This is a genomic window from Ciceribacter azotifigens, from assembly GCF_048159625.1.
In the GTDB taxonomy this organism is placed as follows: Bacteria; Pseudomonadota; Alphaproteobacteria; order Rhizobiales; family Rhizobiaceae; genus Allorhizobium; species Allorhizobium azotifigens.
Genome location: NZ_JBLQTA010000001.1, coordinates 178,582 through 199,100 on the forward strand (window position 1 = coordinate 178,582; position 20,519 = coordinate 199,100).

Consider the following 20,519-nt stretch of genomic DNA (forward strand, 5'->3'; position numbering starts at 1 on the left):
TAGGACAGACGGAGGTGCGGGGTCAAGCGCCCCGCCATCATCCTCACGCCGCCTTTTCCTTCGCACGCCGTGCGAGATGCGCGACCACGTTCTCGATCATCCGCATGCCGGCGTCCTGCCCAAGCGTCATGATCGATTCCGGATGGAACTGCACCGCCGCCACCGGTTCCTTGGTGTGCTCGATACCCATGATCGTGCCGTCCTCGCTCTCCGCCGTAATCATGAAGTCGCGGTCGAGCGTCGCAGGATCGGCGAAGATCGAGTGGTAGCGGCCGACGGTCACTTCCTTGGCAAGGCCGGAGAAGACGATGCCGGGTTCCAGAACGCGGATGCGCGAGGGCTTGCCGTGCATCGGGATAGCAAGCTGGCGCAACTCGCCGCCATAGGCTTCGGCAAGCGCCTGCAGACCGAGGCAGACGCCAAAGATCGGCAATTGCCGCGCCCGTGCCTTTTTGATCGTCGCCTTGCAGTCGAAATCCTTCGGACTGCCCGGTCCGGGCGAAAGCACCACGAGGTCGGGATTGAGGCGATCGAACACCTCGTCGGCGACCGGCGTGCGCACGGTCGTCACGGTGGCGCCGGTCTGGCGGAAATAGTTGGCGAGCGTGTGGACGAAGCTGTCCTCGTGGTCGACGAGCAGGATGTTCACGCCCTTGCCGACGGCGGCGACACCGCGCTTCGACTTCTCGTCGTTTCCGGATTTCGCATCGCGAATGGCAGAAATCATGGCGGATGCCTTCAGTTCGGTTTCGGCTTCTTCCTCTTCCGGAATGGAATCGTTCAGCAGCGTCGCGCCGGCGCGCACCTCGGCGATGCCATCCTTGATCCGCACGGTCCTGAGCGTCAAGCCGGTGTTCATGTCGCCGTTGAAGCCGACCATGCCGATCGCCCCACCATACCAGGCGCGCGGGCTCTTCTCATGCGCCTCGATGAAGCGCATCGCCCAGAGTTTCGGTGCGCCGGTGACCGTGACAGCCCAGGCGTGGGAGAGGAAGCCGTCGAAGGCGTCCATGCCGTCGCGCAGACGCCCCTCGATGTGGTCGACGGTGTGGATGAGGCGCGAATACATCTCGATCTGGCGGCGGCCGATGACCTTGACCGAGCCCGGCTCGCAGACGCGAGACTTGTCGTTGCGGTCGACGTCCGAGCACATGGTGAGCTCGCTCTCGTCCTTCTTGGAATTCAGAAGCTTCAGGATCTGCTCGGAATCGGCGATCGGGTCGGCGCCGCGCTTGATCGTGCCCGAGATCGGGCAGGTCTCGATGCGCCGGCCGGACACGCGCACGAACATCTCCGGCGAGGCCCCGACGAGATATTCCTGGTTTCCGAGATTGATGAAGAAGGAATAGGGAGACGGGTTGATCTCCTTCAGGCGCTTCGAAATCTCGGACGGCTTGGACTCGCAGCGCTCCATGAACTTCTGGCCCGGCACCACCTCGAAGAGGTCGCCGCGGCGGAAGCTCTCCTTGGCCTTGACCACGAGCTCGGCATATTCGCCCGGGCGATGGTCGCCGCGCGGCGGGATCGTGTCGGTGGCCTTGAACGGCTCCGGCGCGATTGCGTCAGCCTTGCCCTCGGTCGTCACGCCGTCCTTCTCGAAATCGTAGCGGTCGATCCAGGCCCTGGCAGAATAGTGGTCGACCACGAGGATCTCGTCCGGCAGGAAAAGCACCATGTCGCGCTGGTCTTCGGGACGTTCGAGCGACAGCTTGATCGCGTCGAACTGGAAGGCGAGATCGTAGCCGAAGGCGCCGAAAAGGCCGATGGAGCTGTCCGCCTCGGAATGGAAAAGATCGGTGATCGCGCGAAGCACGGTGAACACCGTCGGGATCTTCGAGCGTTCCTCCTCGGTGAACACCCGGTCCGGCTCGCTGACCGTCAGATCGAGGCGACGCGCCGTCGCGGCGCCCAGCGTGATTTCCGCGACCGTGCGCAGCCTTGCGGCGATGAAGGAGAGCAGCACCTCGCCGCGTTCGTTGTACGCCTCGATCCACATCTTGCGGCCGAAGCAGGAAATGCCGAGCGGCGGATCGACGATCGCCGTGTCCCAGCGCGTATAGCGGCCAGGATATTCGTAGTTGGAGGAGAAGACCGCACCGCGGTGCTCATCGAGCCTGTCGATGTAGCCGTTGATGGCATCGGCGTAGGGCGCCGCCCGGCGCGAGCGCGTCACCTTGATGCCGCCGCGGGTGGTATAGGTCTCCCCGCCATCATCCCGAATGATCGTCGTCATGCTCTCTCTTCACTCCGTCGTTCAAGGCCCGGATGGAGGCGCCTGAATACAAAAAAGCCGCCTCAGATTTTCCGGGCGGCTTTGGGTCACTTGTCTCTGGACATGACTGGTCAAGGCCGCGTTAGCGAGCCCACCACCAGTTACCGATGTTCAAAAACGTCGTCATGAGAAAACTCATACCGTCAACCCGGCAGCCGCGCAAGAGGCCTTGGCGCGCCGCCGTGCCTCCATCGATGAAACCAAATACGCCGCCGGCCGTTGTCGACAGACCCGACAACGGAGACAGGACGGTTGCCGAGACTTCTTCTGCTGGCGGCAGTGCTCGCCGCCACCACCGCCATCGCTGCGCCGGACAATCCTCCGGTCCCCCTGCCGAAACCGTCTGAGGCCGAACGCGCGCCCGCCGCCGAACCGGCCGTACCCGCTGAAAAGCCGAAGGAAAGGCAAGCGCCGGCGGCACCGGAACCGGAGAAGAACGAAGAACCGGCCGAACCGCCACCTCCTCCTCCGCCGCCACCGGTCGAAACCGAAGACAAGGCCGCATTCGAGGCCTGCATGACCGAACTGACCTCGCTCGGCGCAGCCTTCAGGACGCTCCCGCGCATCGACGACGGCAATGGCTGCGGCATCGACAAGCCGGTTGCGATGACGCGACTCTCGTCCGACGTCACAATCGAACCCGAGGTGACGGCGCGCTGCGAGACGCTGCTGCAGCTTGCCCGCATGACCCGCGATCTTGTCGGGCCTGCGGCACGCCTCGGCCTGCCGGAGATGGGCAAGCTCAAGGCCGTTCACCAGGCATCCGGCTATGTCTGCCGCAAGCGCAACGGCGCCGATACGGGCAAGATTTCCGAACACGCCCGCGGCAACGCCGTCGACATTTCCGCACTCGAATTCGACAAAGGCCCGGTGCCGATGAAGATCGTCGCAAGCGAGGTTTCAGACCTCGCCGCCGCCTTCCAGCGGGCGCTGAACGCCGCCGCCTGCCTCTATTTCACCACCGTCCTCTCGCCGGGCAGCGACGACGCCCACCGCGACCACATGCATCTCGACGTGATGAAGCGGGCGGGCGGCTATCGGTATTGCCGGTGAAGGCAGCGGAGGATGGGGCGTGGGAGATGGATTTGGGGAACGGAAGGGGGCTCGAGATATTTCACTCATGGCGCATGGCAGTGTATGCCGGAGGGAACTGCGTTCCCCACTGAGGCAAGGGCAGATGGCCAACGATCGAGCAAGTTCTGAAAATCGTACGGATGCGCTTGAGCTGGCGGAAGATCTTCGTGCCACGCTTGGGCGATTTGTCCGTCTCGTCAAGAACGAGGCGAATACGCCGACCACGTCTCAGTCAGAGACGCTGTCGCTTCTTGATCGAAGCGGTCCGCTGAGTGTTGCCGAACTGGCAAACCTCCGCAATGTCAGACACCAGAGCATGCGATTGGTCACCGCACAGCTGGAGCTTGACGGACTGGTTGGCAAACTGCCCAATCCGGCCGACGGGCGCAGTCAACTTCTTTCCATCACCCAGAAGGGACGGGAAGAATTGTCGCGCTCCCGCGAAGCCCGGACCTTGAAGATTGCGGCCTTGATCGATGAGCGGCTATCCAACCAGGACAAACAGACGCTTCAAGCCGCAATCCTCGTAATCGAACGGCTCATGTAGCCGAAACCGCTACGCCTTCGACAGCGCGGCAAGGACATTCGACAGGGTGTTTAGTCCCCAGTGCTCGGCATATCTGCCGTCCTCCACCCGGACGATGTCGATGACACTGATGGCGACGTCCCGGCCTGTGGCGGGAATTCCCATCAATGTGCCGGAGTGTACGCCGCTGATCGTCTTTCGTGTTGTCACCTTGTCACCCTCAGCAATCTGATCTTGGATTGTTACCTTCAGGTCGGAAAGGGCGGGGCGAAGGACATTCTGGAATGTGTTCCACATGCTTTCAGGACCATTCGGCATTCCCGGCGGCGCTGAATGGTTGACGAAATCCGGAGCCATCAGGGCATGAAACTCGGCCTCGTTCCCGTTTTGAATGACCTCGCTGTTGAAGCGGCGAACCACCTCCTTGTTGTCGGCAGACATGATTGATCCTTCCCGTGAAGCTATCGCGTCAAAACTATACAGTTAAACTGTATAATTTTGACTTATCCGCTGCGGCACCGGTTTTCAAGTGATGTCGTGGATGGAATATGATCAAGCGCGCATCATGAGATGTCCGCTTCGATATCGGCCTCGGTGTCCGTGCCGAAATGGTTGATCTCGACGATCACCATCGCCGCCTTCCAGCGCGCGCTCAACGCCGCCGCCTGCCTCTACTTCACCACCGTCCTCTCCCCCCGGCAGCGACGATACCCACCGCGACCATATGCATCTCGACGTGATGAAGCGGACGGGCGGGTATCGCTATTGCCGGTGAAGGGCGGGAGATGGGGCGCGGGAACGGACATAGGGTCAGCCATGATGAACTTCCGACCGGGGGCCGGAAGGCGACGCTCCGCGCAACGCGCGATTGCCCGATCATGCCTTCACCAGATAAATTAACGTCACTTGCAGTGTCATCAATTGACAGGCCTTACATTTGATGGCACATGACGTGACATCAAATTCGGAGGACCTGCAATGTCCGGCACCACACGACCCTACAACAGTCCGTTGCGCGAAGAAAAAGCGCGCCAGACGCGCGAGACGATCCTTGCCGCGCTCTACACACTGATGAGCGAGACCAACGCACCCGACGAGATCGGTATAGAGGCAATCGCGCAGAAAGCCGGCGTGGAGAGGCGTACGATCTTCCGCCACTTCGCCACCAAGGAGGAACTGATTTGCGCATTCTGGCCGTGGCTCAATGCCAAGATCGGGGCGTCCCCGTCCCCGCACAGCGTGCGTGACGTGGTCGACGGTCCGCGCGAGGCCTTTCCGCGCTTTGATGCACATGAGGCGGCGATGCGCGCCGCGCTCCATTCCCGCACCGGGCGCGAGATGCGCCTGGATACCGTCACTGGACGGCGCGCGCTGTTCGCCGGTGCGCTGGAGCCTGTCCTCTGTCAACTTCCGCCAGCCAAAGCCCGCAAGGTCGAGGCGCTGGCGCACCTGCTCTTCTCGGCTCCCGCTTGGGAAGTCTTGAAGGACTATGGCGGTCTTACCGGCGCCCAGGCCGGCGAGGCCGCATCCTGGGCGCTCGAGTTGATCCTGTCCGCGGTCGACCCGGGCCATGCAGAGGCGGACGTCCCATCGCAAACAACGGAGAAAAAACCATGAATCTCGACGTCATCCCCGCGAATGGAGGCGAAACCCTGTGGGTTGTCGCCGACCGCATCCGCTTCCTCGGCGGCCTGCCCGGATCAAACCTCGAACTGCTCGACATCGAGGTGCCGGCGGGCTCCGGCACACCGCCTCATACGCATGCCTCGTCCGAAATGTTCTACATCCTCGAGGGCGAGCTCACCGTGCGCAATTTCGGTGCCGATGGGGCGCCGCAGGTGGTGTTGGCAGGTCCCCGCACGGCGGTGCGCATTCCGCCAATGGCGCCGCACAACTATTCCAATGACAGTGGCAAGCCAGTGCGCATGCTGGTGCTGATCGAAAAGTCGATGATCGCCTTCTTCCGCGACATCGGCACTGTCGAGCCGCAGGCCGAACCTGACTTTGCAGGAATCGGTGCCGCCATGCAGCGCCACGGCATTGAGCCGATCACCATGGCCGCGTGAGACGGCTTGCGCCAAACAATGAGCCGGTCGCGGACATAGTTGGTGTCGTGACCGGCTGACAACAGAACTGCGGTTGCCGTCAGTTCAACTGCACATTCTCCGTGAGGCTATGGTCTGGCGGAACGCCAAATGAGCGAACGAACGGCTGAAACGGCGGCACAAAGCCTCCCTCCAGCGATCGAAGCCTCCACTTCCGCTTCGCGCCGACACCCGCCCCAACTTCCCCTCAGAACAGCCCCTCGATATAGCCCTGTTCGTTCAGGAAGATCCGCTCGGCGGCGGGCGATTGCGGCAGGCCGGGCATGGTCATGATCTCGCCGGTGATCGCCACAACGAAGCCGCCGTTCGTAGCAGTCGCCGCAAACGTGGGGACACTTGTTGAAACTGAATATTAGTAAAATGACTAAATTTCAAGAATACGCTATTCTATCCTCATGTCTCGATTCTCACTTCCCGCTAGGTTCGCAGATCATCCAGATCTTATTGCCGGGCATCGCCAGAAGCTAATAGAAGAAATTGAACGTACCCTTTCCCTCGCGGAAGTACGATCGCTACCATTCGATGAGTTGCTGAACAGCATTGAACACCTGCCGGACATTAGCAACTCTGCGGAAATTGTCTTTCGCGCATGCGAATATGCGCCTTCACTCAATCAAGCGTACGCCCTCGCGGAGTCCGTTCGGCGATTGGCGGAATCCGTCGACGGATTGCCCAGTCGTCGCAAACCACCCTACGACAGAGCGATCATGCGAATTCTGTCACGGCTTCCCGCGGAAGCCGCGTGGCCTGTTGTCGACCCTTGGCTTGAGCACAACAGAAAATTCAGGAGAGAAACGGCCTACGCAATTCTTCGCAAAACGGGAATCGATGAGAGGGCTGGCTTGCGTTTGCTCGAGGTTTTCGAAAACACCGGTGATCAGAAGGCACTGGAGTTGATAGCCAGAAACCCGTCGGCCACTAGGACCTTAGATATTAGGCAGATTTTACCGCTGTTCGAAGATGAATATTGGCGTATGCGACTAGTCGAGGCCGTATTGGTAGACGATGAGCCCAGGGCTCTGATTCTGGCGTCAGACTTTCCTCGAGAATTTACACATGCTGTCGGACGCCAAAAACAAAAGAGGCTAGTGCCGAACCTCAGAAGCCTTTTCGACCTGCAATCCGAGAATCTGGATTTCCTTTCAATATACGCCTGGGCGCTAGGTCAGCTTGGAGCGTTGGACGAAATCGGCAGGCTTCGAGAGCATATCGAGCGAATGAAACGATTAGCTTAGTCAGTTGTGTCAGTTTTCCGGATGTTATCGGGAACTGACGAACGATCACAATATAGGCACAAAGCCTCCCTCCAGCGATCGAAGCCCCCATTCCCGCTTCGCGCCGACACCCCGCCCCAACTTCCCCTCAGAACAGCCCCTCGATATAGCCCTGTTCGTTCAGGAAGATCCGCTCGGCGGCGGGGGATTGCGGCAGGCCGGGCATGGTCATGATCTCCCCGGTGATCGCCACGACGAAGCCGGCGCCGGCGGAAAGCCGCACCTCCCGCACGTTGACGACATGCCCCTCCGGGGCGCCGCGAAGGCCAGGATCGGTGGAGAAGGAATACTGGGTTTTCGCGATGCAGACCGGCAGCCCGCCATAGCCCTGCTCCTCCCAGAGCCGCAATTGCTCGCGCACCTGCTTGTCGGCCGTCACCTCGCCGGCGCGGTAGATGTCGCGGGCGATGCGCTCGATCTTCTCGAAGAGCGGCAGCTTGTCGGGATAGAGCGGCGAGAAATGCGCCGTGCCGGCATCGGCCAGATCGGCGACCCGCGCAGCAAGTTCCGTGATGCCGGCCGAGCCCTCCGCCCAGTGCCGGCAGAGGATCGCCTCGGCGCCCTGGCGGGCAGCGCAGCGCTTGACCGCCTCGATCTCGGCCTCGGTGTCCGAGCCGAAATGGTTGATCGCGACGACGACCGGTACGCCGAACTTGCGGACGTTCTCGATGTGGCGGGCAAGGTTTTCGGCGCCTGCAACGACGGCCTGGACATTCTCCTGCCCGAGGTCCTCCTTCTTCACGCCGCCGTTCATCTTGAGCGCCCGGACGGTCGCGACGATCACCGCCGCCGACGGCTGCAGGCCGGCCTTGCGACACTTGATGTCGAAGAATTTCTCCGCCCCGAGATCGGCGCCGAAGCCCGCCTCGGTCACCACGTAGTCGGCAAGCTTCAGCGCCGTGCGGGTGGCGACCACCGAATTGCAACCGTGAGCGATGTTGGCGAAGGGCCCGCCGTGGACGAAGGCCGGATTGTTTTCCAACGTCTGCACGAGGTTCGGCTGCATGGCGTCCTTCAGGAGCACCGCCATGGCGCCGTCGGCCTTGATGTCGCGGGCACGCACCGGGCTCTTGTCGCGGCGATAGCCGATGATGATCTCGCCGAGACGCTGTTCAAGGTCGGCGAGATCCTCGGCAAGGCAAAGGATCGCCATCACCTCGGAGGCGACGGTGATGTCGAAGCCGGTTTGGCGCGGGTAGCCGTTGGCCACGCCGCCGAGCGAGCAGACGATCTCGCGCAGGGCCCGGTCGTTCATGTCCATCACGCGCCGCCAGGTCACGCGGCGGCTGTCGATGGCCTGTTCGTTGCCCCAGTAGATGTGGTTGTCGATGAGCGCGGAAAGCAGGTTGTGCGCCGAGGTGATCGCGTGGAAATCGCCGGTGAAATGGAGGTTCATGTCCTCCATCGGCACGATCTGGGCATAGCCGCCGCCGGCCGCCCCGCCCTTCACCCCGAAGCAGGGCCCAAGCGAGGCTTCGCGGATGCAGACCATCGCGTTGCGGCCGATGCGGTTCATGCCGTCGACGAGGCCGACCGTCGTCGTGGTCTTGCCCTCGCCGGCCGGCGTCGGGTTGATCGCGGTGACGAGGATGAGCTTGCCGTCGGGACGATCGGAGAGCCCCTTGATGAAGGCGGCCGAGATCTTCGCCTTGTCGTGGCCATAGGGGATGAGACTTTCCGGGGGGATTCCGAGCCCCGCCCCGATCTCCTGGATTGGCCGTTTGCTGGCCGCGCGTGCAATTTCGATGTCCGATGCCACTGTCATCTTTCCCCCTGCCTTTTGCTGGTCGGAGAATCGGACGGCGCGGCCCAACTGGCAAGCACGGCAGCGGACTTTTTTTTCGAGAAGGTGGCCGGGAATGCGAGGGATGCCGAGACCCCTCTCATCTTCCGGCGGGAAACCGTGCATTCAAACAAGGTCCACTCCGGGAGAGGGATGTCTCCCGGAGCCTGGATCAACGGCCCCGTTGTAAGATGCCCTGCCCGCCCGAGACCTCGATCCTCTGGGCGTTCACCCAGCGATTGCTCTCCGCCAGCAGGCTCGCGATCATCGGGCCGATGTCATCAGGCAGGCCGACACGGCCGAGTGCCGTAATATCGGCAAAATAGGAGTTGAATTCCGGCGTGTCGCGAACGGCGCCACCAAAGAAGTCGGTCTCGATCGCGCCCGGCGCCACGGTGTTCACGGCGATCCCGCGTGCGCCCAGTTCTTTCGCCATGTAGACTGTCAAAACTTCCACCGCCCCCTTGACCGCCGCATAGGCTGACCAACCCGGCGCCGAGACGCGGGTCAGGCCCGACGACAGGTTGACGATACGCCCGCCGTCCGCGATGTGCGGCAAGAGCGCCTGGGTGAGAAAGAAAACACCCTTGAAATGCACATTCACAAGAGCGTCGAACTGCTCTTCGCTGGTTTCGGCGAAGGCTGCGAAATCGCCGTGCCCGGCATTGTTCACCAGGTGATCGAAGCTGTCGCGCTGCCATGTATTGCGCAGTGCGTCCTTGACCGCGGTCGAAAAGGCGCCAAAGCATGCGACATCGCCGACATCGAGCTTCACGGCAACGGCCTTGCGTCCGAGTGCTGCTATCTCGCCGACCACTTGCTGCGCGGCATCGGCGCGACTTTGATAGGTGATGATGACATCGCTTCCGGTGCGGGCGATGTTGAGTGCGGTGCTGCGGCCGAGACCACGGCTACCGCCGGTGACGAGGGCGATCTTAGTCATGGGAAAACTCCTTCTGATTGCGAAGGGAGAGATATGCCCGAGCGCGTTTTGAGTCGTTGCCGAAACCGCGTAGATACTTGCCTATTCGTCCGACGCTGTTTCATCCGGGCCCGTTCTGGCGTAAAAACGGTTCGATGAACGCTCATTCAAACCCCAACCGTCTGCTCGAAACGGTTCTGCGCCATGTCGGGCACCTATCCGCCTCCTTACGGCCCCTCGACACGGGATTTCCCGGCGTGAGCATCGTGCGGGCCGACGAGCCAAGCGACATTGACTGCGCCGTGTCGCGCCCCTTGTGCTGCCTCGTTCTTCAGGGCCGGAAGCAGGTGACCATGGGCACCGAGGTGTTTTCATTCGGCGCAGGCGACACCCTTCTGATCACCGCGGACGTGCCGACCGTCAGCCAGATCACGACGGCCGAGCCCGGCAGACCCTATGTCTCGCTGGTCCTGGAACTGGATCCGGTCATAATCTCTGAACTATCGGTCGAAATCAGCCAGACGAGCGTCTCGGCACCGCCCGTGCGCGTCGACCAGACAAATGCTGAAGTCGCGGACGCCGCGTGCAGGCTCATTCAGCTTCTCGACCGCCCTGAATCGGTAGCGGTTCTCGGCGCCCAGAGATTGAGGGAAATCTACTACTGGTTGCTCGCCGGCGAGCGGGGTTCGGAGATAAGCCGCCTCGGCTGGCCGGACAGCCACAGCCAAAGGGTCGCGAGGACCGTCGCCCTATTGCGGGCGGACTATGCCAAGCCCTTGCGGATCGGGCGGCTCGCATCTCTGGCTGGCATGAGCCGCTCCACCTTCCACCAGCACTTCCGGGCCGTTACCTCGCTGTCTCCCCTGCAGTTTCAGAAGCAGATGCGGTTGATCGAAGCCAGGCGCCTGATGGTGTCGGAGGGGCAGAGCGCCAGCAGCGCTGCCTTCTCCGTAGGCTATGAGAGCGTCTCCCAGTTCACACGGGAATATGGCCGCATGTTCGGCCGCCCGCCTGCCCGCGATGCCGAGTCCGTCCGCAAACAGAGCGAGGCCGCAGCCTAGAGGACAGTTGAGCCGCCGAAGGTGCAAGACCTCCGGCGCTGGGCTCTGAGGCAGGTGGCCGAACGCGAAGCCCCGTCCGCAATCCGAGCTTCCTCACCCCTCGCCGATCGCGATCAGGCTCGCATTGCCGCCGGCGGCCGCCGTGTTGACCGAGACCACCTGTTCCTGCGCAAAGCGCATCAGGTAGGCCGGACCACCCGCCTTGAAGCCGGTGCCGGAAAGGCCCGAGCCGCCGAAGGGCTGGGTGCCGACGACCGCGCCGATCATGTTGCGGTTGACGTAGACATTGCCGGCGTCGAGGGTCTCGGCGACGGTGCGAACCGTCGCCTCGATGCGGCTGTGGACGCCGAGCGTGAGCCCGTAGCCGGTCGCCGCGATCGCCTCGACGACCTTCGGCAATTCCTTCGCCTTCCAGCGCACGACGTGCAGGACGGGACCGAAGACTTCCTTGGTCAGCGCCTCCGGCCGGTCGAGCTCGATGATGTGCGGGGCGACAAAAACGCCGGTATTCGGGACCGTTCCGGCATAGCGGACCTTCTGTGACTTGCGCATGTCCTCGATATGGCCGGTCAGCATCGCCTGCTGCTTCTCGTCGATCACCGGACCGACATCGGTGGTGATCCGTGCCGGATCGCCGAGGTTCAACTCGCGCGCAGCCCCTTCGATCATCTCCAGCATGCCGTCGGCGATGTCTTCCTGCAGATAGAGGATCCTGAGCGCCGAGCAGCGCTGGCCGGCCGAGCGGAAGGCCGACATCACCACGTCGTCGGCGACCTGTTCGCCGAGCGCGGTCGCATCGACGATCATCGCGTTGATGCCGCCGGTCTCGGCGATCAGCGGCACGATCGGCCCGTTCTTGGCGGCAAGCGAGCGGTTGATCGCCTGAGCGGTCCCGGTCGAACCGGTGAAGGCGAGCCCGCCGAGCTTCGGATGGGCGGCGATCGCCGCCCCGACATCGCCGGCACCCGGCAGCAGGCAGAGCACGTCGGCCGGAACGCCAGCCCTGTGGAAGAGCCGGACCGCCTCGTAGGCGACAAGCGGCGTCTGCGGAGCGGGCTTGGCGAGAACCGCATTGCCGGCAACGAGCGCCGCAGAGACCTGCCCGAGGAAGATCGCCAGCGGGAAGTTCCAGGGCGAAATGCAGGCAAAGACGCCGCGGCCGCGCCAGAGCAGGCGGTTGTCCTCACCGGTCGGACCGGGCATGGCTTCCGGCTCGGCGAAGAGCCGCCGCGCCTCGTCGGCGTAATAGCGGCAGAAATCGATCGCCTCGCGCACCTCGGCAATGCCGTCGTCGAGCGTCTTGCCCGCCTCTGCCGAAAGCAGCGCGACGAACCGGACGCGATCGGCTTCGAGAAGGTCCGCCATCCGTTCGAGGCAGGCGGCCCGCGTCTCGACCGGCTCGCGCGACCACGCGACAAAGCCCTTGCGGGCGGCGACGAACGCCTTGTCGACGTCCGCGGCTGTCGCGTTCACCACCGTGCCGATCTGACGCGACCGGTCGGCGGGAGCAAGCACCGGCTGCGCTTCGCCGGCAGGCGCCACACCCGGCACAAGCGGCACGGCGGCGATGCCGAAGTTCGCAGCGGAGAGGTCGTTCACCAGTTGCGCGAGGCTCTCGCGATGGCCGAATTCGAAGCCGGCGCTGTTCTTGCGGGTGCCGTAGATCTGCAGCGGCCGCGGGATCTGGCTGTGGCGGACGCTGCGGCCCTGATCGAGACCGAGCCGCTCCGCCGGCCGTTCCAGCAGTTTCGCGACCGGCACGTTCTTGTCGCCGGCAACCGCGACGAAGGAGGAATTGGCGCCGTTTTCCAGCAGTCGTCGGACCAGATAGGCGAGCAGGTCGCGATAGCCGCCGACCGGCGCATAGATGCGGCAGGCGACGCGATCCTCGCCGGAAAGAAGGCTGTTGTAGAGCGCCTCGCCCATGCCGTGGAGGCGCTGGAACTCGAAGCCGGAACGGTCGGCGCCGGCAAGCTCCAGAATGCTCGAAACGGTGAGCGCGTTGTGGGTCGCAAACTGCGGGAAGATGCGTGCCCGCTTGGCAAGCAGCCGGCTCGCACAGGCGAGATAGGCAAGATCCGTCGCCGGCTTGCGCGTCCAGACCGGATAGTCGTCGAGCCCCCGCTCCTGTGCGCGCTTGATCTCGGTATCCCAATAGGCGCCCTTGACGAGGCGAACCATCATCCGCCGGCCGTGAGCCGTGCAGAGATCGTCGATGTAGTCGATCACCTCAGGCGCACGTTTCTGGTAGGCCTGGATCGCCAGACCGAAGCCGTCCCAGCCGGCAAGCGAGGGATCGGCGAAGACGGCGGCGATCACGTCGAGCGAAAGCTCAAGCCTGTCGGCCTCTTCCGCGTCGACGGTGAAGTTGAGCTCGTGGGCCTTCGCCATCTGCGCGAGCTTCAGCAGATCGGGCACCAGTTCGCGCATCACGCGGTCGCGATGGGTCGCGAGATAGCGCGGATGCAGCGCCGAGAGTTTGACCGAGATGCCCATGCGGTCGGGTAGCCGCTTGCCCTTGCCGTTCTTCGCCATGAAGGCGCCGATCGCCTCGATCGCATCGGCATAGGACTGGAAATAGCGCTTGGCGTCAGCCGACGTCCGGGCACCTTCGCCCAGCATGTCGAAGGAATGGCGATAGCCCTTCTCCTCGCTCTTGGCGGCGCGCGACAACGCGTCCTTCATCGTTTCGCCAAGCACGAAGTGATGGCCGAGGAAACGCATCGCCTGCTTGGTGGCGCTGCGCACCGTCGGAAGCCCCAGCCGCTTGACGAGACCACGCACGACGCCCTCCGGCGTTTCGCCCGGACGGATGACGCGGGCGGACAGACCGAGCGCCCAGGCGGACGCCGAGACGAACCAGCTGTCGCCGTGCGCCTCGTGCTCGCTCCAGCCGCCTTCCTTGAGCTTGTCCTCGATCAACCGGTCCTGCGTCAGGGCATCGGGCACGCGCAGCAGCGCCTCGGCAAGCACCATCAGCGCAAGCCCCTCGCGGGTGGAGAGCCCGTATTCGCGCAGGAAGTCCTCCACCCCGCCGATCGAGCCAGAATTGTCGCGGATCGCCTCGATAAGGCGTGTCGCGCGGCGGTCTATCGCGGTATTCTGGGCAGGCGTGAAAGAAAGTTCCGAGGCGAGTTGCCCGAGAAGGATGTCGTCATCTCCCGCGAAGGGAGCGCTGAAGGGGGGAATTGCGGGAATGCCTGCGTTGACCATTGTTACCTCCGTGTTATCGGCAACATATCGACAACATACTAGCGATACTCGCCGTATTTTGATATACAGTCCGTGAAATTATCCACGAATGGCGATATCTGTAGGAAAAGATGAAAGAGCTGGACCGCCTCGACCGCAAGATCCTCCGCGCCCTCCAGCAGGAAGGCCGGCTCACCAATATCGAACTGGCCGAACGCGTGAACCTGTCGCCGACCGCCACGGCGGAGCGGGTGAAGAGGCTTACCCGCGACGGCTTCATCACCGGCTATATGGCGGTCCTGTCTCCACAGAAACTCGGCCGCAGCCTGCTGGTGTTCATCGAAGTCAAGCTCGACCGCACCACGCCTGACGTGTTCGACGCTTTCGCGGCCGCCGTAAAGCGCAGCGACGATGTGATTGAATGCCACATGGTCGCCGGCGGCTTCGATTATCTCGTCAAGGCACGCGTCGGCGGCATGGAGGCCTACCGGCAGTTTCTTTCCGAAGTGATTCTGCCACTCCCGGGCGTGCGCGAGACACATACATATGCCGTGATGGAGGAAGTGAAAGCCGGTTCACTCCTTCCCGTCTGACACGAGAAAGATAACATATTGGGATTTAACGATGAATCGAATCAGCCCAAAATTGTTCCTATCACCGGTTAACGACACCGCTAAAAAAAACTGACTTTTCAATCATTCTGCTATATTCGCTAAGGTTAACATTACAACAGTCCAATCCGAACCCGTTCAGATGATAGCCGCCCAACGCCAGTCGCTCCTCAGCAGCGAAATTTCGAACATCGAGACACGTTCCGAATTCATGGCGTGCATGATGCGGATCGCAGAGCGGTTCGGGCTGCAGCATGTTTCCGTGCTCACCGTCCCTTCAGCCGACGACGAGTTCCTAGCCCCGCACTTCCTCGAAACCACGCTTCCCGCTCAGTACATCCGCGAGTTCGACAGCAACCGTCTGCTGCGCTGCTGCCCGGTCCTGCCGCAACTCAGCCGGTCTGTGATGCCGCAGTGCTGGATCGTGGATGGCGACGGCGCCCGCGACTTCGACTTCCCGGCGGCCATGCTCGACCTCCTGCGGAAATACGGCCTGAAGGTGGGCCTCGTCTTTCCGCTGACCTCGGTCGATTCCAGCCGCTACTACTTCCGCTATGACGGCGGCCGTTCGCCGCTGAGGCAGGCGGAAATCAACGAACTGGGCATGATCACGCTGCAGGCCTTCGACAGGTTTGACAGCATCCGCCGTGCCGAGAAGGCCTGCGCCAATCTTCTCTCGGCGCGCGAACTCGAAGTGCTTCGATGGACTGCACAGGGCAAGACATCGGTGGAGATCGGACAAATCCTCTCCCTCTCCGACCATACGATCAACGCCTATATGATGAACGCGATCAAGAAGCTCGACTGCGTCAACCGCACGCATCTCGTCGCCAAGGCGATCCGCCTGAAGCTGATCTGACGCCCCTCGTCTCCCGGCTCCCGACGAGGTCTGCCCCGCCGAGCCCTGGCGCCGGCCTCAACGATCGAGCACCGAACGCAGCTCCACCATGTTAGAGCGGACGCGAAGCAGGTAGAAGCCCATGGTGGCGAGATGCGTCGGCATGATCCAGCCGTCCTCGCTGCCGTTCGAGATGATCGCCGGCTGAATCTTCAGCGCCGCCTGCAGCTGTTTTTCCATCTCCGTCCATATGGCCGTCAGGTTGCGTTCCCGGATCACGTCGACGAAGTCGGCCCGTGCCGCCCGCAGCACGGCATACTGGCCGTAAAGCTGACCGTATGCGAACCAGAAACGGTCGTCGGCGCGCGTATCGAACCAGCCGGCGTTGAACTCCTCGGAGCGGCGACGCAGGATGTCGGAGGTGCTGCCGAGATCGCTGGCCATACGATCGAGGAGCTGGACGAGATTGTCGGCGCGCGGGTCGAAGACGGCATTGCACGAGGCGAGATCCGCATTGAACTTCGTCCAGTTGCGGATCGCTGCGCGATAGAAGCTCGGGGTCGGCGTCTTGAAGCCGAACGGACTGGTTCCGAAGTACCAGGTTCCCTCGTCGAACTGGATGTTGCCGCGGGCCTCCTGCAGATCGTTGTTGATGCTGGAGGTGCCTCGCACGCGCCCCAGATTGTCGACGAGTTCGATGGCCATGCGGCGGGCGACCTGGTTCACGCCGCGCTGGAAGGACGCCTTGTTGTCGAAGAACGGTGTGTGATCCCAATCGACGCCGAAAAAGCCGAGTTTGTAGAACAGCGTCGAGGATATCCAGACGTTCTTGTTGACGTTGGTATCGGTGAGGTCGGAGACGATGCTGACGATCGCGGAACCTTCGCAGGTGCCGGGCTTTTCCGCGATCGGCTGGCCGGCGGGAACCGTTCGCTCCTCGAACTTGTAGGCCTGGACGAACTCCGGATCGAAGTTGTACCAGACCTGCGTGCGCCAGAAGAACTGGGCATAGAAGCCGATGACGATGATCAGGAGCAGGAGAATGGGGCCGCGGATCAGCCAGGTGCGGCGCGAGTACCAGCCATGGACCGCGAGGAACGGCCACAGCAGCGCCGCGACCACCAGCCCCACGCCCCGCCCGACAGCGCTGAAGACACGATGGAAGAACGCGATGATCGGATCAAGCATGGTCGTCTCCTTGTGCCGTCGCAGCCTCGGCGAAAGCTTTCTCTCGTCAAGCAGATACGTCGCCGCGGTGCGGGATGCAACAGCCCGGCGACGCTCGCGCCAACCGCATTTGACCGCATCATAGAAGCAGTCTCGGCCGAGACCAAGCGCGACACAGCGTCCCCCGCAAGCTCGGGTGACGCCGTTCCGCACAGACACGGACGGGAGAAACCGCCTTCATTTGGTTCCGACGAAGGGAACGGCGCGGCCGCCCTCTCGAACTCTTAACCGGACGTGTCGAGCTTTTCCAGAACCCCGCCGAAACGGCGGGCGACGGCATCGTCGGCGCGAGCCTTGCGACGCTGGATGTCGCGGGCCTGCTCGCTTCCACCGGCGGCGTGAACGTCACCTGCGACCTCCGGCCCGACGCCCGCGAGGCCCCAGCCTTCCACCGCCCGGCAGAGGAAGAGGCGCTGCCTTCCATCAACCGCCAGCTTGGCGAGCAGTGTCTGCAGGGAAGCGAGCCTGTCGTTCAGCGACTCGACCAGCGTCCGGAACATCGAGGTGGAACGCTCCAGCAGCGCCTCTTCGGCGAAGAGCCCGGCGTCTCCGGCCTGGGCCGCCGCGAGGTCGAGCAGACTTGCCGTTCCCTTCCGGCGTTCGATCAGACGGACGAGGTCCGCCTCCGCCTTCTGCTGCTCTCTGCGCGCAAGCGCACGCTCGCCCTCGAGCACGTGAAGAATTTCGCCGGACTTCGAAAGCAGCTCCTCGAGCCTTGCGGAAAACAGATGCTTCATCGTGCGCGTATGCTGCATTCGTCGGGCCTTCCGCATCGAGAAGAACGCGACAAAGTGCTCGAGACGCGTGAACCGCTTAATACCGTCCAAGGCGACAGCGGTGTCCCCGGTCGCTTCGTCGAGGCGGAGGACGAGGTCGGCGGCCGTGGCCAGGATTGCCTCCTGACGCCGGATGGCCTCGGCGAGGCGGCTGTTTTCTATGTCGAGCTCGGCTTCATCGATGGCCGTTTCGGCCGATGCGATTCTCCCGAGCAGATCAATCGAGTGCTCCGTTTCCTGCCGCAGGTCCTCGAAGGCAGCCCGGACCCTCTCGACCTTCGTGTCGAAAACCTGAAGCCTCGCCATCGCCCTCGCCTCCCGCAATCTGCCGGCCGACCAACGGTTAGCACGGAGCGCCGCCGAAGATCAGCAGAAATCTCCGACCCGCCCCTGCTCCGCATGCCCGACCTCCCCCCCCCCGGAGCCGGGCAGCACGCAAAGAAAAACCCCGCCACCGGCGGGTGACGGGGCTTAGCTCCCATACAGCAAGCGCGGCTTACTGCGCGGCGGCCGGGTCCTTCAGGTAGGCGATGACGTTCTTGATGTCGTCTTCCTTCTTGAGGCCAGCGAAGGTCATCGTCGTGCCCTTCACGAGATCGCGCGGCTTGGGAAGGTAGTGCTCGAGAAGGTCCTCGGTCCAGGTCTTGCCGTCAGCTCCGAAATCGGTCATGGCCTTGGAATACTTGAACCCCTGAACGGTGGCGACCGGACGGCCAACCACGCCCTGAAGCGTCGGACCGACCTTGTTCTTGCCATCGACCGTGTGGCAGGCAGCGCATTGCTTGAAGACCTTGGCGCCCGCGACCGGGTCGCCGTCGGCAGCGGCGAAACCTGCAGGCAGGACCAGCGCAGCGGCCAGGACAAGACAGTTGATTTTCATAGAATACCTCTCTCCACGTCGTTGATGCCCCTGGTTGAACAGTGACGACGGGAAGATAGACCATTTTAAGGCCTTTGCCACTGGACGGGTTGCCGCGGCGGCGGGCAACCTCCGAAACGCTTGAAAATTCAGCTGCAATTGAACTTTTCATCCCAGTGCCGGCGGCAATAGGAGACATATTTCTCGTTGCCGCCGACGTCGATCTGCGCGCCTTCCCGGATGAGGTCGCCGGCGCCGTCGTAGCGGGCGACCATCGTCGCCTTGCGGCCGCAATGACAGATCGTGCGGATTTCCCTCAATTCGTCGGCAAGCGCGAGCAGCGCCATCGAACCGGGGAAGAGCCGCCCCTGAAAGTCGGTCCTCAGCCCGTAGGCCATGACCGGAATGGACATCCGGTCGGCGACCCGCGCCAGCTGCCAGACATGCGCTTCGGTGAGAAACTGCGCCTCATCAACGAAGACGCAGGCGATCGCCCCCTCCCCGGCAAGCGCCTCGATTGCGCGGTAGAGGTCGGTTTCCGCATCGAAGGTCAGCGCATCCATCGAAAGCCCGATTCGCGAGGCGACCTTGCCGCTGCCGCTCCGGTCGTCGAAGGCTGCGGTGAAGATCACCGTGCGCATGCCTCGCTCCTGGTAGTTATAGGAGGCCTGCAGGAGCATCGTGGACTTGCCCGCGTTCATCGATGCGTAGTTGAAATAGAGCTTTGCCATGCTTGCGTCTCCGATCACCGCCGGTTTCGGGAAAAGCTCGCCCGAATGGAAGCCCGTAGAGCGGAGAATCACAGCTTTTCGACAGGCGGCGCCCGTCGCCCTTTCCGGTGGAATAAATTTCGAACGTCGCAAAGGGGGTGGGGAAGGCGGCGCAAACGCGCAGGTGCGCTTGCTTTTGTGTTGTATAGATTGTTGACTTGGGAACATTAGAAACAAAAGGGAGTACCACCAATGCAAAAGACCAGACTGCGCCGTCTGTCGATGGCCACGGCTGCCGCCGTGTTTGCGCTCGGAGCCGCCTCGGCCTCCGCCGCAGAGCCGGAGAGCTGTTCCGCGGTTCGCTTCTCCGACGTCGGCTGGACGGACATCACCTCGACGACGGCCACGGCATCAGTCATCCTGAAGGCGCTCGGCTACGACACCTCGGTGACCGTGCTCTCGCTTCCGGTCACCTACACCTCGATGAAAAACAAGGACATCGACGTGTTCCTCGGCAACTGGATGCCGAGCCAGAGCAACGACATCAAGCCGTACCTCGACGACAAGTCGGTCGAATCCTTCGGCCCGAACCTGGAAGGCGCGAAGTACACGCTCGCCACCAACGCCAAGGGCGCCGAGCTCGGCATCAAGGACTTCGCCGACATCGCCAAGCACAAGGACGAACTCGACGGCAAGATCTACGGCATCGAGCCCGGCAATGACGGCAACCGCCTTGTTCTCGAGATGATCGAAAAGAACGACTTCGGCCTCGAAGGCTTCGAAGTGGTCGAGTCTTCCGAACAGGGCATGCTGGCCCAGGTCGCCCGCGCGGAACAGGAAAACGCGCCGGTCGTCTTCCTCGGCTGGGCTCCGCACCCGATGAACTCCAATTTCAAGCTGACCTACCTGACCGGCGGCGACGCGACCTTTGGTCCGAACTTCGGCGGTGCCTCCGTCTACACCAACATTCGCGCCGGCTACCTCGACGAGTGCCCGAATGTCGGCAAGTTCCTCAAGAACCTCGTCTTCTCGCTCGACATGGAAAACGTCGTGATGGGCAAGATCCTGGACGAAGGCAAGGATCCGGAAGTGGCCGCGACCGAGTGGCTGAAGGCCAACGGCACGGCACTCGAGCCCTGGCTCGCAGGCGTCACCACCAAGGATGGCGGCGACGCTATGGCGGCAGCGAAGTCGGCGATCGGTTTCTGATCCGTTCGTTGAAACAAGCGCGCGGGAATGGCAGCATTCCCGCGCGAGCTTTATGAGCGTTTGTTTGGCGCGAGATTCCG

18 protein-coding genes and 2 pseudogenes are annotated in these 20,519 nt (G+C 62.8%); 10 read left to right on the top strand and 10 right to left on the bottom strand.

What is annotated here, in order from left to right; translation table 11 throughout:
• Nucleotides 1-43 precede the first annotated feature (43 nt).
• Entirely contained in the window at nt 44-2,233 is a 2,190-nt protein-coding gene (locus tag ACM6UT_RS00920) for an anthranilate synthase (protein WP_416795496.1), read from the bottom strand.
• A 291-nt stretch (nt 2,234-2,524) separates the two neighbouring features.
• Between ACM6UT_RS00920 and ACM6UT_RS00925 the strand changes: the two genes are divergently transcribed.
• A complete protein-coding gene (locus ACM6UT_RS00925; RefSeq protein ID WP_416795497.1) occupies nt 2,525-3,325 on the top strand; it encodes an extensin-like domain-containing protein in 801 nt (266 codons plus the stop codon).
• A 124-nt stretch (nt 3,326-3,449) separates the two neighbouring features.
• On the top strand, nt 3,450-3,893 hold the full coding sequence (locus ACM6UT_RS00930; protein WP_416795498.1) for a MarR family winged helix-turn-helix transcriptional regulator: 444 nt from the start codon (nt 3,450-3,452) through the stop codon (nt 3,891-3,893).
• 9 nt (nt 3,894-3,902) lie between these two features.
• On the opposite strand, the gene ACM6UT_RS00935 is transcribed toward ACM6UT_RS00930, so the two are convergent.
• A complete protein-coding gene (locus ACM6UT_RS00935) occupies nt 3,903-4,313 on the bottom strand; it encodes an ester cyclase (protein WP_416795499.1) in 411 nt (136 codons plus the stop codon).
• A 195-nt stretch (nt 4,314-4,508) separates the two neighbouring features.
• Between ACM6UT_RS00935 and ACM6UT_RS00940 the strand changes: the two are divergent.
• The 3 genes and pseudogenes from ACM6UT_RS00940 to ACM6UT_RS00950 all read left to right on the top strand — a co-directional run.
• Nucleotides 4,509-4,647, top strand: a pseudogene (locus ACM6UT_RS00940) (extensin family protein); the annotation flags it as partial.
• Nucleotides 4,648-4,850: 203 nt separating this feature from the next.
• Nucleotides 4,851-5,489: a TetR/AcrR family transcriptional regulator gene (locus ACM6UT_RS00945; protein ID WP_416795500.1), complete on the top strand. Its 639-nt coding sequence runs from the start codon at nt 4,851-4,853 to the stop codon at nt 5,487-5,489.
• Nucleotides 5,486-5,938, top strand: coding sequence for a cupin domain-containing protein (locus ACM6UT_RS00950; protein WP_416795501.1), 453 nt, complete (start codon nt 5,486-5,488; stop codon nt 5,936-5,938). Before ACM6UT_RS00945 ends, ACM6UT_RS00950 begins: the two co-directional genes overlap by 4 nt.
• A 226-nt stretch (nt 5,939-6,164) precedes the next feature.
• Here the strand turns inward: ACM6UT_RS00950 and ACM6UT_RS00955 are convergent.
• Nucleotides 6,165-6,290: pseudogene (locus ACM6UT_RS00955) on the bottom strand (formate--tetrahydrofolate ligase); the annotation flags it as partial.
• 82 nt (nt 6,291-6,372) lie between these two features.
• Between ACM6UT_RS00955 and ACM6UT_RS00960 the strand changes: the two are divergent.
• Nucleotides 6,373-7,212, top strand: a complete 840-nt coding sequence (locus tag ACM6UT_RS00960) for a hypothetical protein (RefSeq protein WP_416795502.1) — start codon at nt 6,373-6,375, stop codon at nt 7,210-7,212.
• A gap of 127 nt (nt 7,213-7,339) precedes the next feature.
• Here the strand turns inward: ACM6UT_RS00960 and ACM6UT_RS00965 are convergent, their stop codons facing one another.
• Nucleotides 7,340-9,016 (bottom strand): formate--tetrahydrofolate ligase, encoded by a 1,677-nt coding sequence (locus tag ACM6UT_RS00965; protein ID WP_416795503.1) that lies wholly within the window; start codon nt 9,014-9,016, stop codon nt 7,340-7,342.
• A gap of 190 nt (nt 9,017-9,206) precedes the next feature.
• Complete coding sequence (locus ACM6UT_RS00970; protein ID WP_416795504.1) at nt 9,207-9,977, bottom strand: SDR family oxidoreductase; 771 nt, start codon at nt 9,975-9,977, stop codon at nt 9,207-9,209.
• Between the two features lie 134 nt (nt 9,978-10,111).
• On the opposite strand from ACM6UT_RS00970, the gene ACM6UT_RS00975 reads away from it, so the two are divergent.
• A complete protein-coding gene (locus ACM6UT_RS00975) occupies nt 10,112-11,017 on the top strand; it encodes an AraC family transcriptional regulator (RefSeq protein WP_416795505.1) in 906 nt (301 codons plus the stop codon).
• 93 nt (nt 11,018-11,110) lie between these two features.
• Here ACM6UT_RS00975 and putA read toward each other — a convergent pair whose 3' ends face one another.
• A complete protein-coding gene (gene putA, locus ACM6UT_RS00980; protein WP_416795506.1) occupies nt 11,111-14,230 on the bottom strand; it encodes a bifunctional proline dehydrogenase/L-glutamate gamma-semialdehyde dehydrogenase PutA in 3,120 nt (1,039 codons plus the stop codon).
• A 110-nt stretch (nt 14,231-14,340) separates the two neighbouring features.
• On the opposite strand from putA, the gene ACM6UT_RS00985 reads away from it, so the two are divergent.
• Together ACM6UT_RS00985 and ACM6UT_RS00990 are read left to right on the top strand one after the other, a co-directional pair.
• The gene (locus ACM6UT_RS00985; RefSeq protein ID WP_416795507.1) at nt 14,341-14,802 is read left to right on the top strand and encodes an Lrp/AsnC ligand binding domain-containing protein; all 462 of its coding nucleotides are present in this window, start codon (nt 14,341-14,343) and stop codon (nt 14,800-14,802) included.
• 160 nt (nt 14,803-14,962) lie between these two features.
• Nucleotides 14,963-15,679, top strand: coding sequence for a helix-turn-helix transcriptional regulator (locus ACM6UT_RS00990; RefSeq protein WP_416795508.1), 717 nt, complete (start codon nt 14,963-14,965; stop codon nt 15,677-15,679).
• A 57-nt stretch (nt 15,680-15,736) separates the two neighbouring features.
• On the opposite strand, the gene ACM6UT_RS00995 is transcribed toward ACM6UT_RS00990, so the two are convergent.
• The 4 genes from ACM6UT_RS00995 to ACM6UT_RS01010 form a co-directional block, all read right to left on the bottom strand.
• Entirely contained in the window at nt 15,737-16,846 is a 1,110-nt protein-coding gene (locus ACM6UT_RS00995; protein ID WP_416795509.1) for a DUF2333 family protein, read from the bottom strand.
• Nucleotides 16,847-17,109: 263 nt separating this feature from the next.
• Nucleotides 17,110-17,967: a hypothetical protein gene (locus ACM6UT_RS01000; RefSeq protein ID WP_416795510.1), complete on the bottom strand. Its 858-nt coding sequence runs from the start codon at nt 17,965-17,967 to the stop codon at nt 17,110-17,112.
• A 190-nt stretch (nt 17,968-18,157) separates the two neighbouring features.
• Entirely contained in the window at nt 18,158-18,541 is a 384-nt protein-coding gene (locus ACM6UT_RS01005; protein ID WP_416795511.1) for a c-type cytochrome, read from the bottom strand.
• 128 nt (nt 18,542-18,669) lie between these two features.
• Entirely contained in the window at nt 18,670-19,251 is a 582-nt protein-coding gene (locus ACM6UT_RS01010; protein WP_416795512.1) for a thymidine kinase, read from the bottom strand.
• 231 nt (nt 19,252-19,482) lie between these two features.
• On the opposite strand from ACM6UT_RS01010, the gene ACM6UT_RS01015 reads away from it, so the two are divergent.
• Nucleotides 19,483-20,439 (top strand): choline ABC transporter substrate-binding protein, encoded by a 957-nt coding sequence (locus ACM6UT_RS01015; protein WP_416795513.1) that lies wholly within the window; start codon nt 19,483-19,485, stop codon nt 20,437-20,439.
• The last annotated feature ends 80 nt before the right edge of the window (nt 20,440-20,519 follow it).

Excerpts from the sequence above, each read along its gene's own strand:
- ACM6UT_RS00920 (WP_416795496.1), bottom strand. The coding sequence starts at position 2,233 with ATGACGACGATCATTCGGGATGATGGCGGGGAGACCTATACCACCCGC.
- ACM6UT_RS00930 (WP_416795498.1), top strand. The coding sequence starts at position 3,450 with ATGGCCAACGATCGAGCAAGTTCTGAAAATCGTACGGATGCGCTTGAG.
- ACM6UT_RS00935 (WP_416795499.1), bottom strand. The coding sequence starts at position 4,313 with ATGTCTGCCGACAACAAGGAGGTGGTTCGCCGCTTCAACAGCGAGGTC.
- ACM6UT_RS00945 (WP_416795500.1), top strand. The coding sequence starts at position 4,851 with ATGTCCGGCACCACACGACCCTACAACAGTCCGTTGCGCGAAGAAAAA.
- ACM6UT_RS00950 (WP_416795501.1), top strand. The coding sequence starts at position 5,486 with ATGAATCTCGACGTCATCCCCGCGAATGGAGGCGAAACCCTGTGGGTT.
- ACM6UT_RS00960 (WP_416795502.1), top strand. The coding sequence starts at position 6,373 with ATGTCTCGATTCTCACTTCCCGCTAGGTTCGCAGATCATCCAGATCTT.
- ACM6UT_RS00965 (WP_416795503.1), bottom strand. The coding sequence starts at position 9,016 with ATGACAGTGGCATCGGACATCGAAATTGCACGCGCGGCCAGCAAACGG.
- ACM6UT_RS00970 (WP_416795504.1), bottom strand. The coding sequence starts at position 9,977 with ATGACTAAGATCGCCCTCGTCACCGGCGGTAGCCGTGGTCTCGGCCGC.
- ACM6UT_RS00975 (WP_416795505.1), top strand. The coding sequence starts at position 10,112 with ATGAACGCTCATTCAAACCCCAACCGTCTGCTCGAAACGGTTCTGCGC.
- putA (WP_416795506.1), bottom strand. The coding sequence starts at position 14,230 with ATGGTCAACGCAGGCATTCCCGCAATTCCCCCCTTCAGCGCTCCCTTC.
- ACM6UT_RS00985 (WP_416795507.1), top strand. The coding sequence starts at position 14,341 with ATGAAAGAGCTGGACCGCCTCGACCGCAAGATCCTCCGCGCCCTCCAG.
- ACM6UT_RS00990 (WP_416795508.1), top strand. The coding sequence starts at position 14,963 with ATGATAGCCGCCCAACGCCAGTCGCTCCTCAGCAGCGAAATTTCGAAC.
- ACM6UT_RS00995 (WP_416795509.1), bottom strand. The coding sequence starts at position 16,846 with ATGCTTGATCCGATCATCGCGTTCTTCCATCGTGTCTTCAGCGCTGTC.
- ACM6UT_RS01000 (WP_416795510.1), bottom strand. The coding sequence starts at position 17,967 with ATGGCGAGGCTTCAGGTTTTCGACACGAAGGTCGAGAGGGTCCGGGCT.
- ACM6UT_RS01005 (WP_416795511.1), bottom strand. The coding sequence starts at position 18,541 with ATGAAAATCAACTGTCTTGTCCTGGCCGCTGCGCTGGTCCTGCCTGCA.
- ACM6UT_RS01010 (WP_416795512.1), bottom strand. The coding sequence starts at position 19,251 with ATGGCAAAGCTCTATTTCAACTACGCATCGATGAACGCGGGCAAGTCC.
- ACM6UT_RS01015 (WP_416795513.1), top strand. The coding sequence starts at position 19,483 with ATGCAAAAGACCAGACTGCGCCGTCTGTCGATGGCCACGGCTGCCGCC.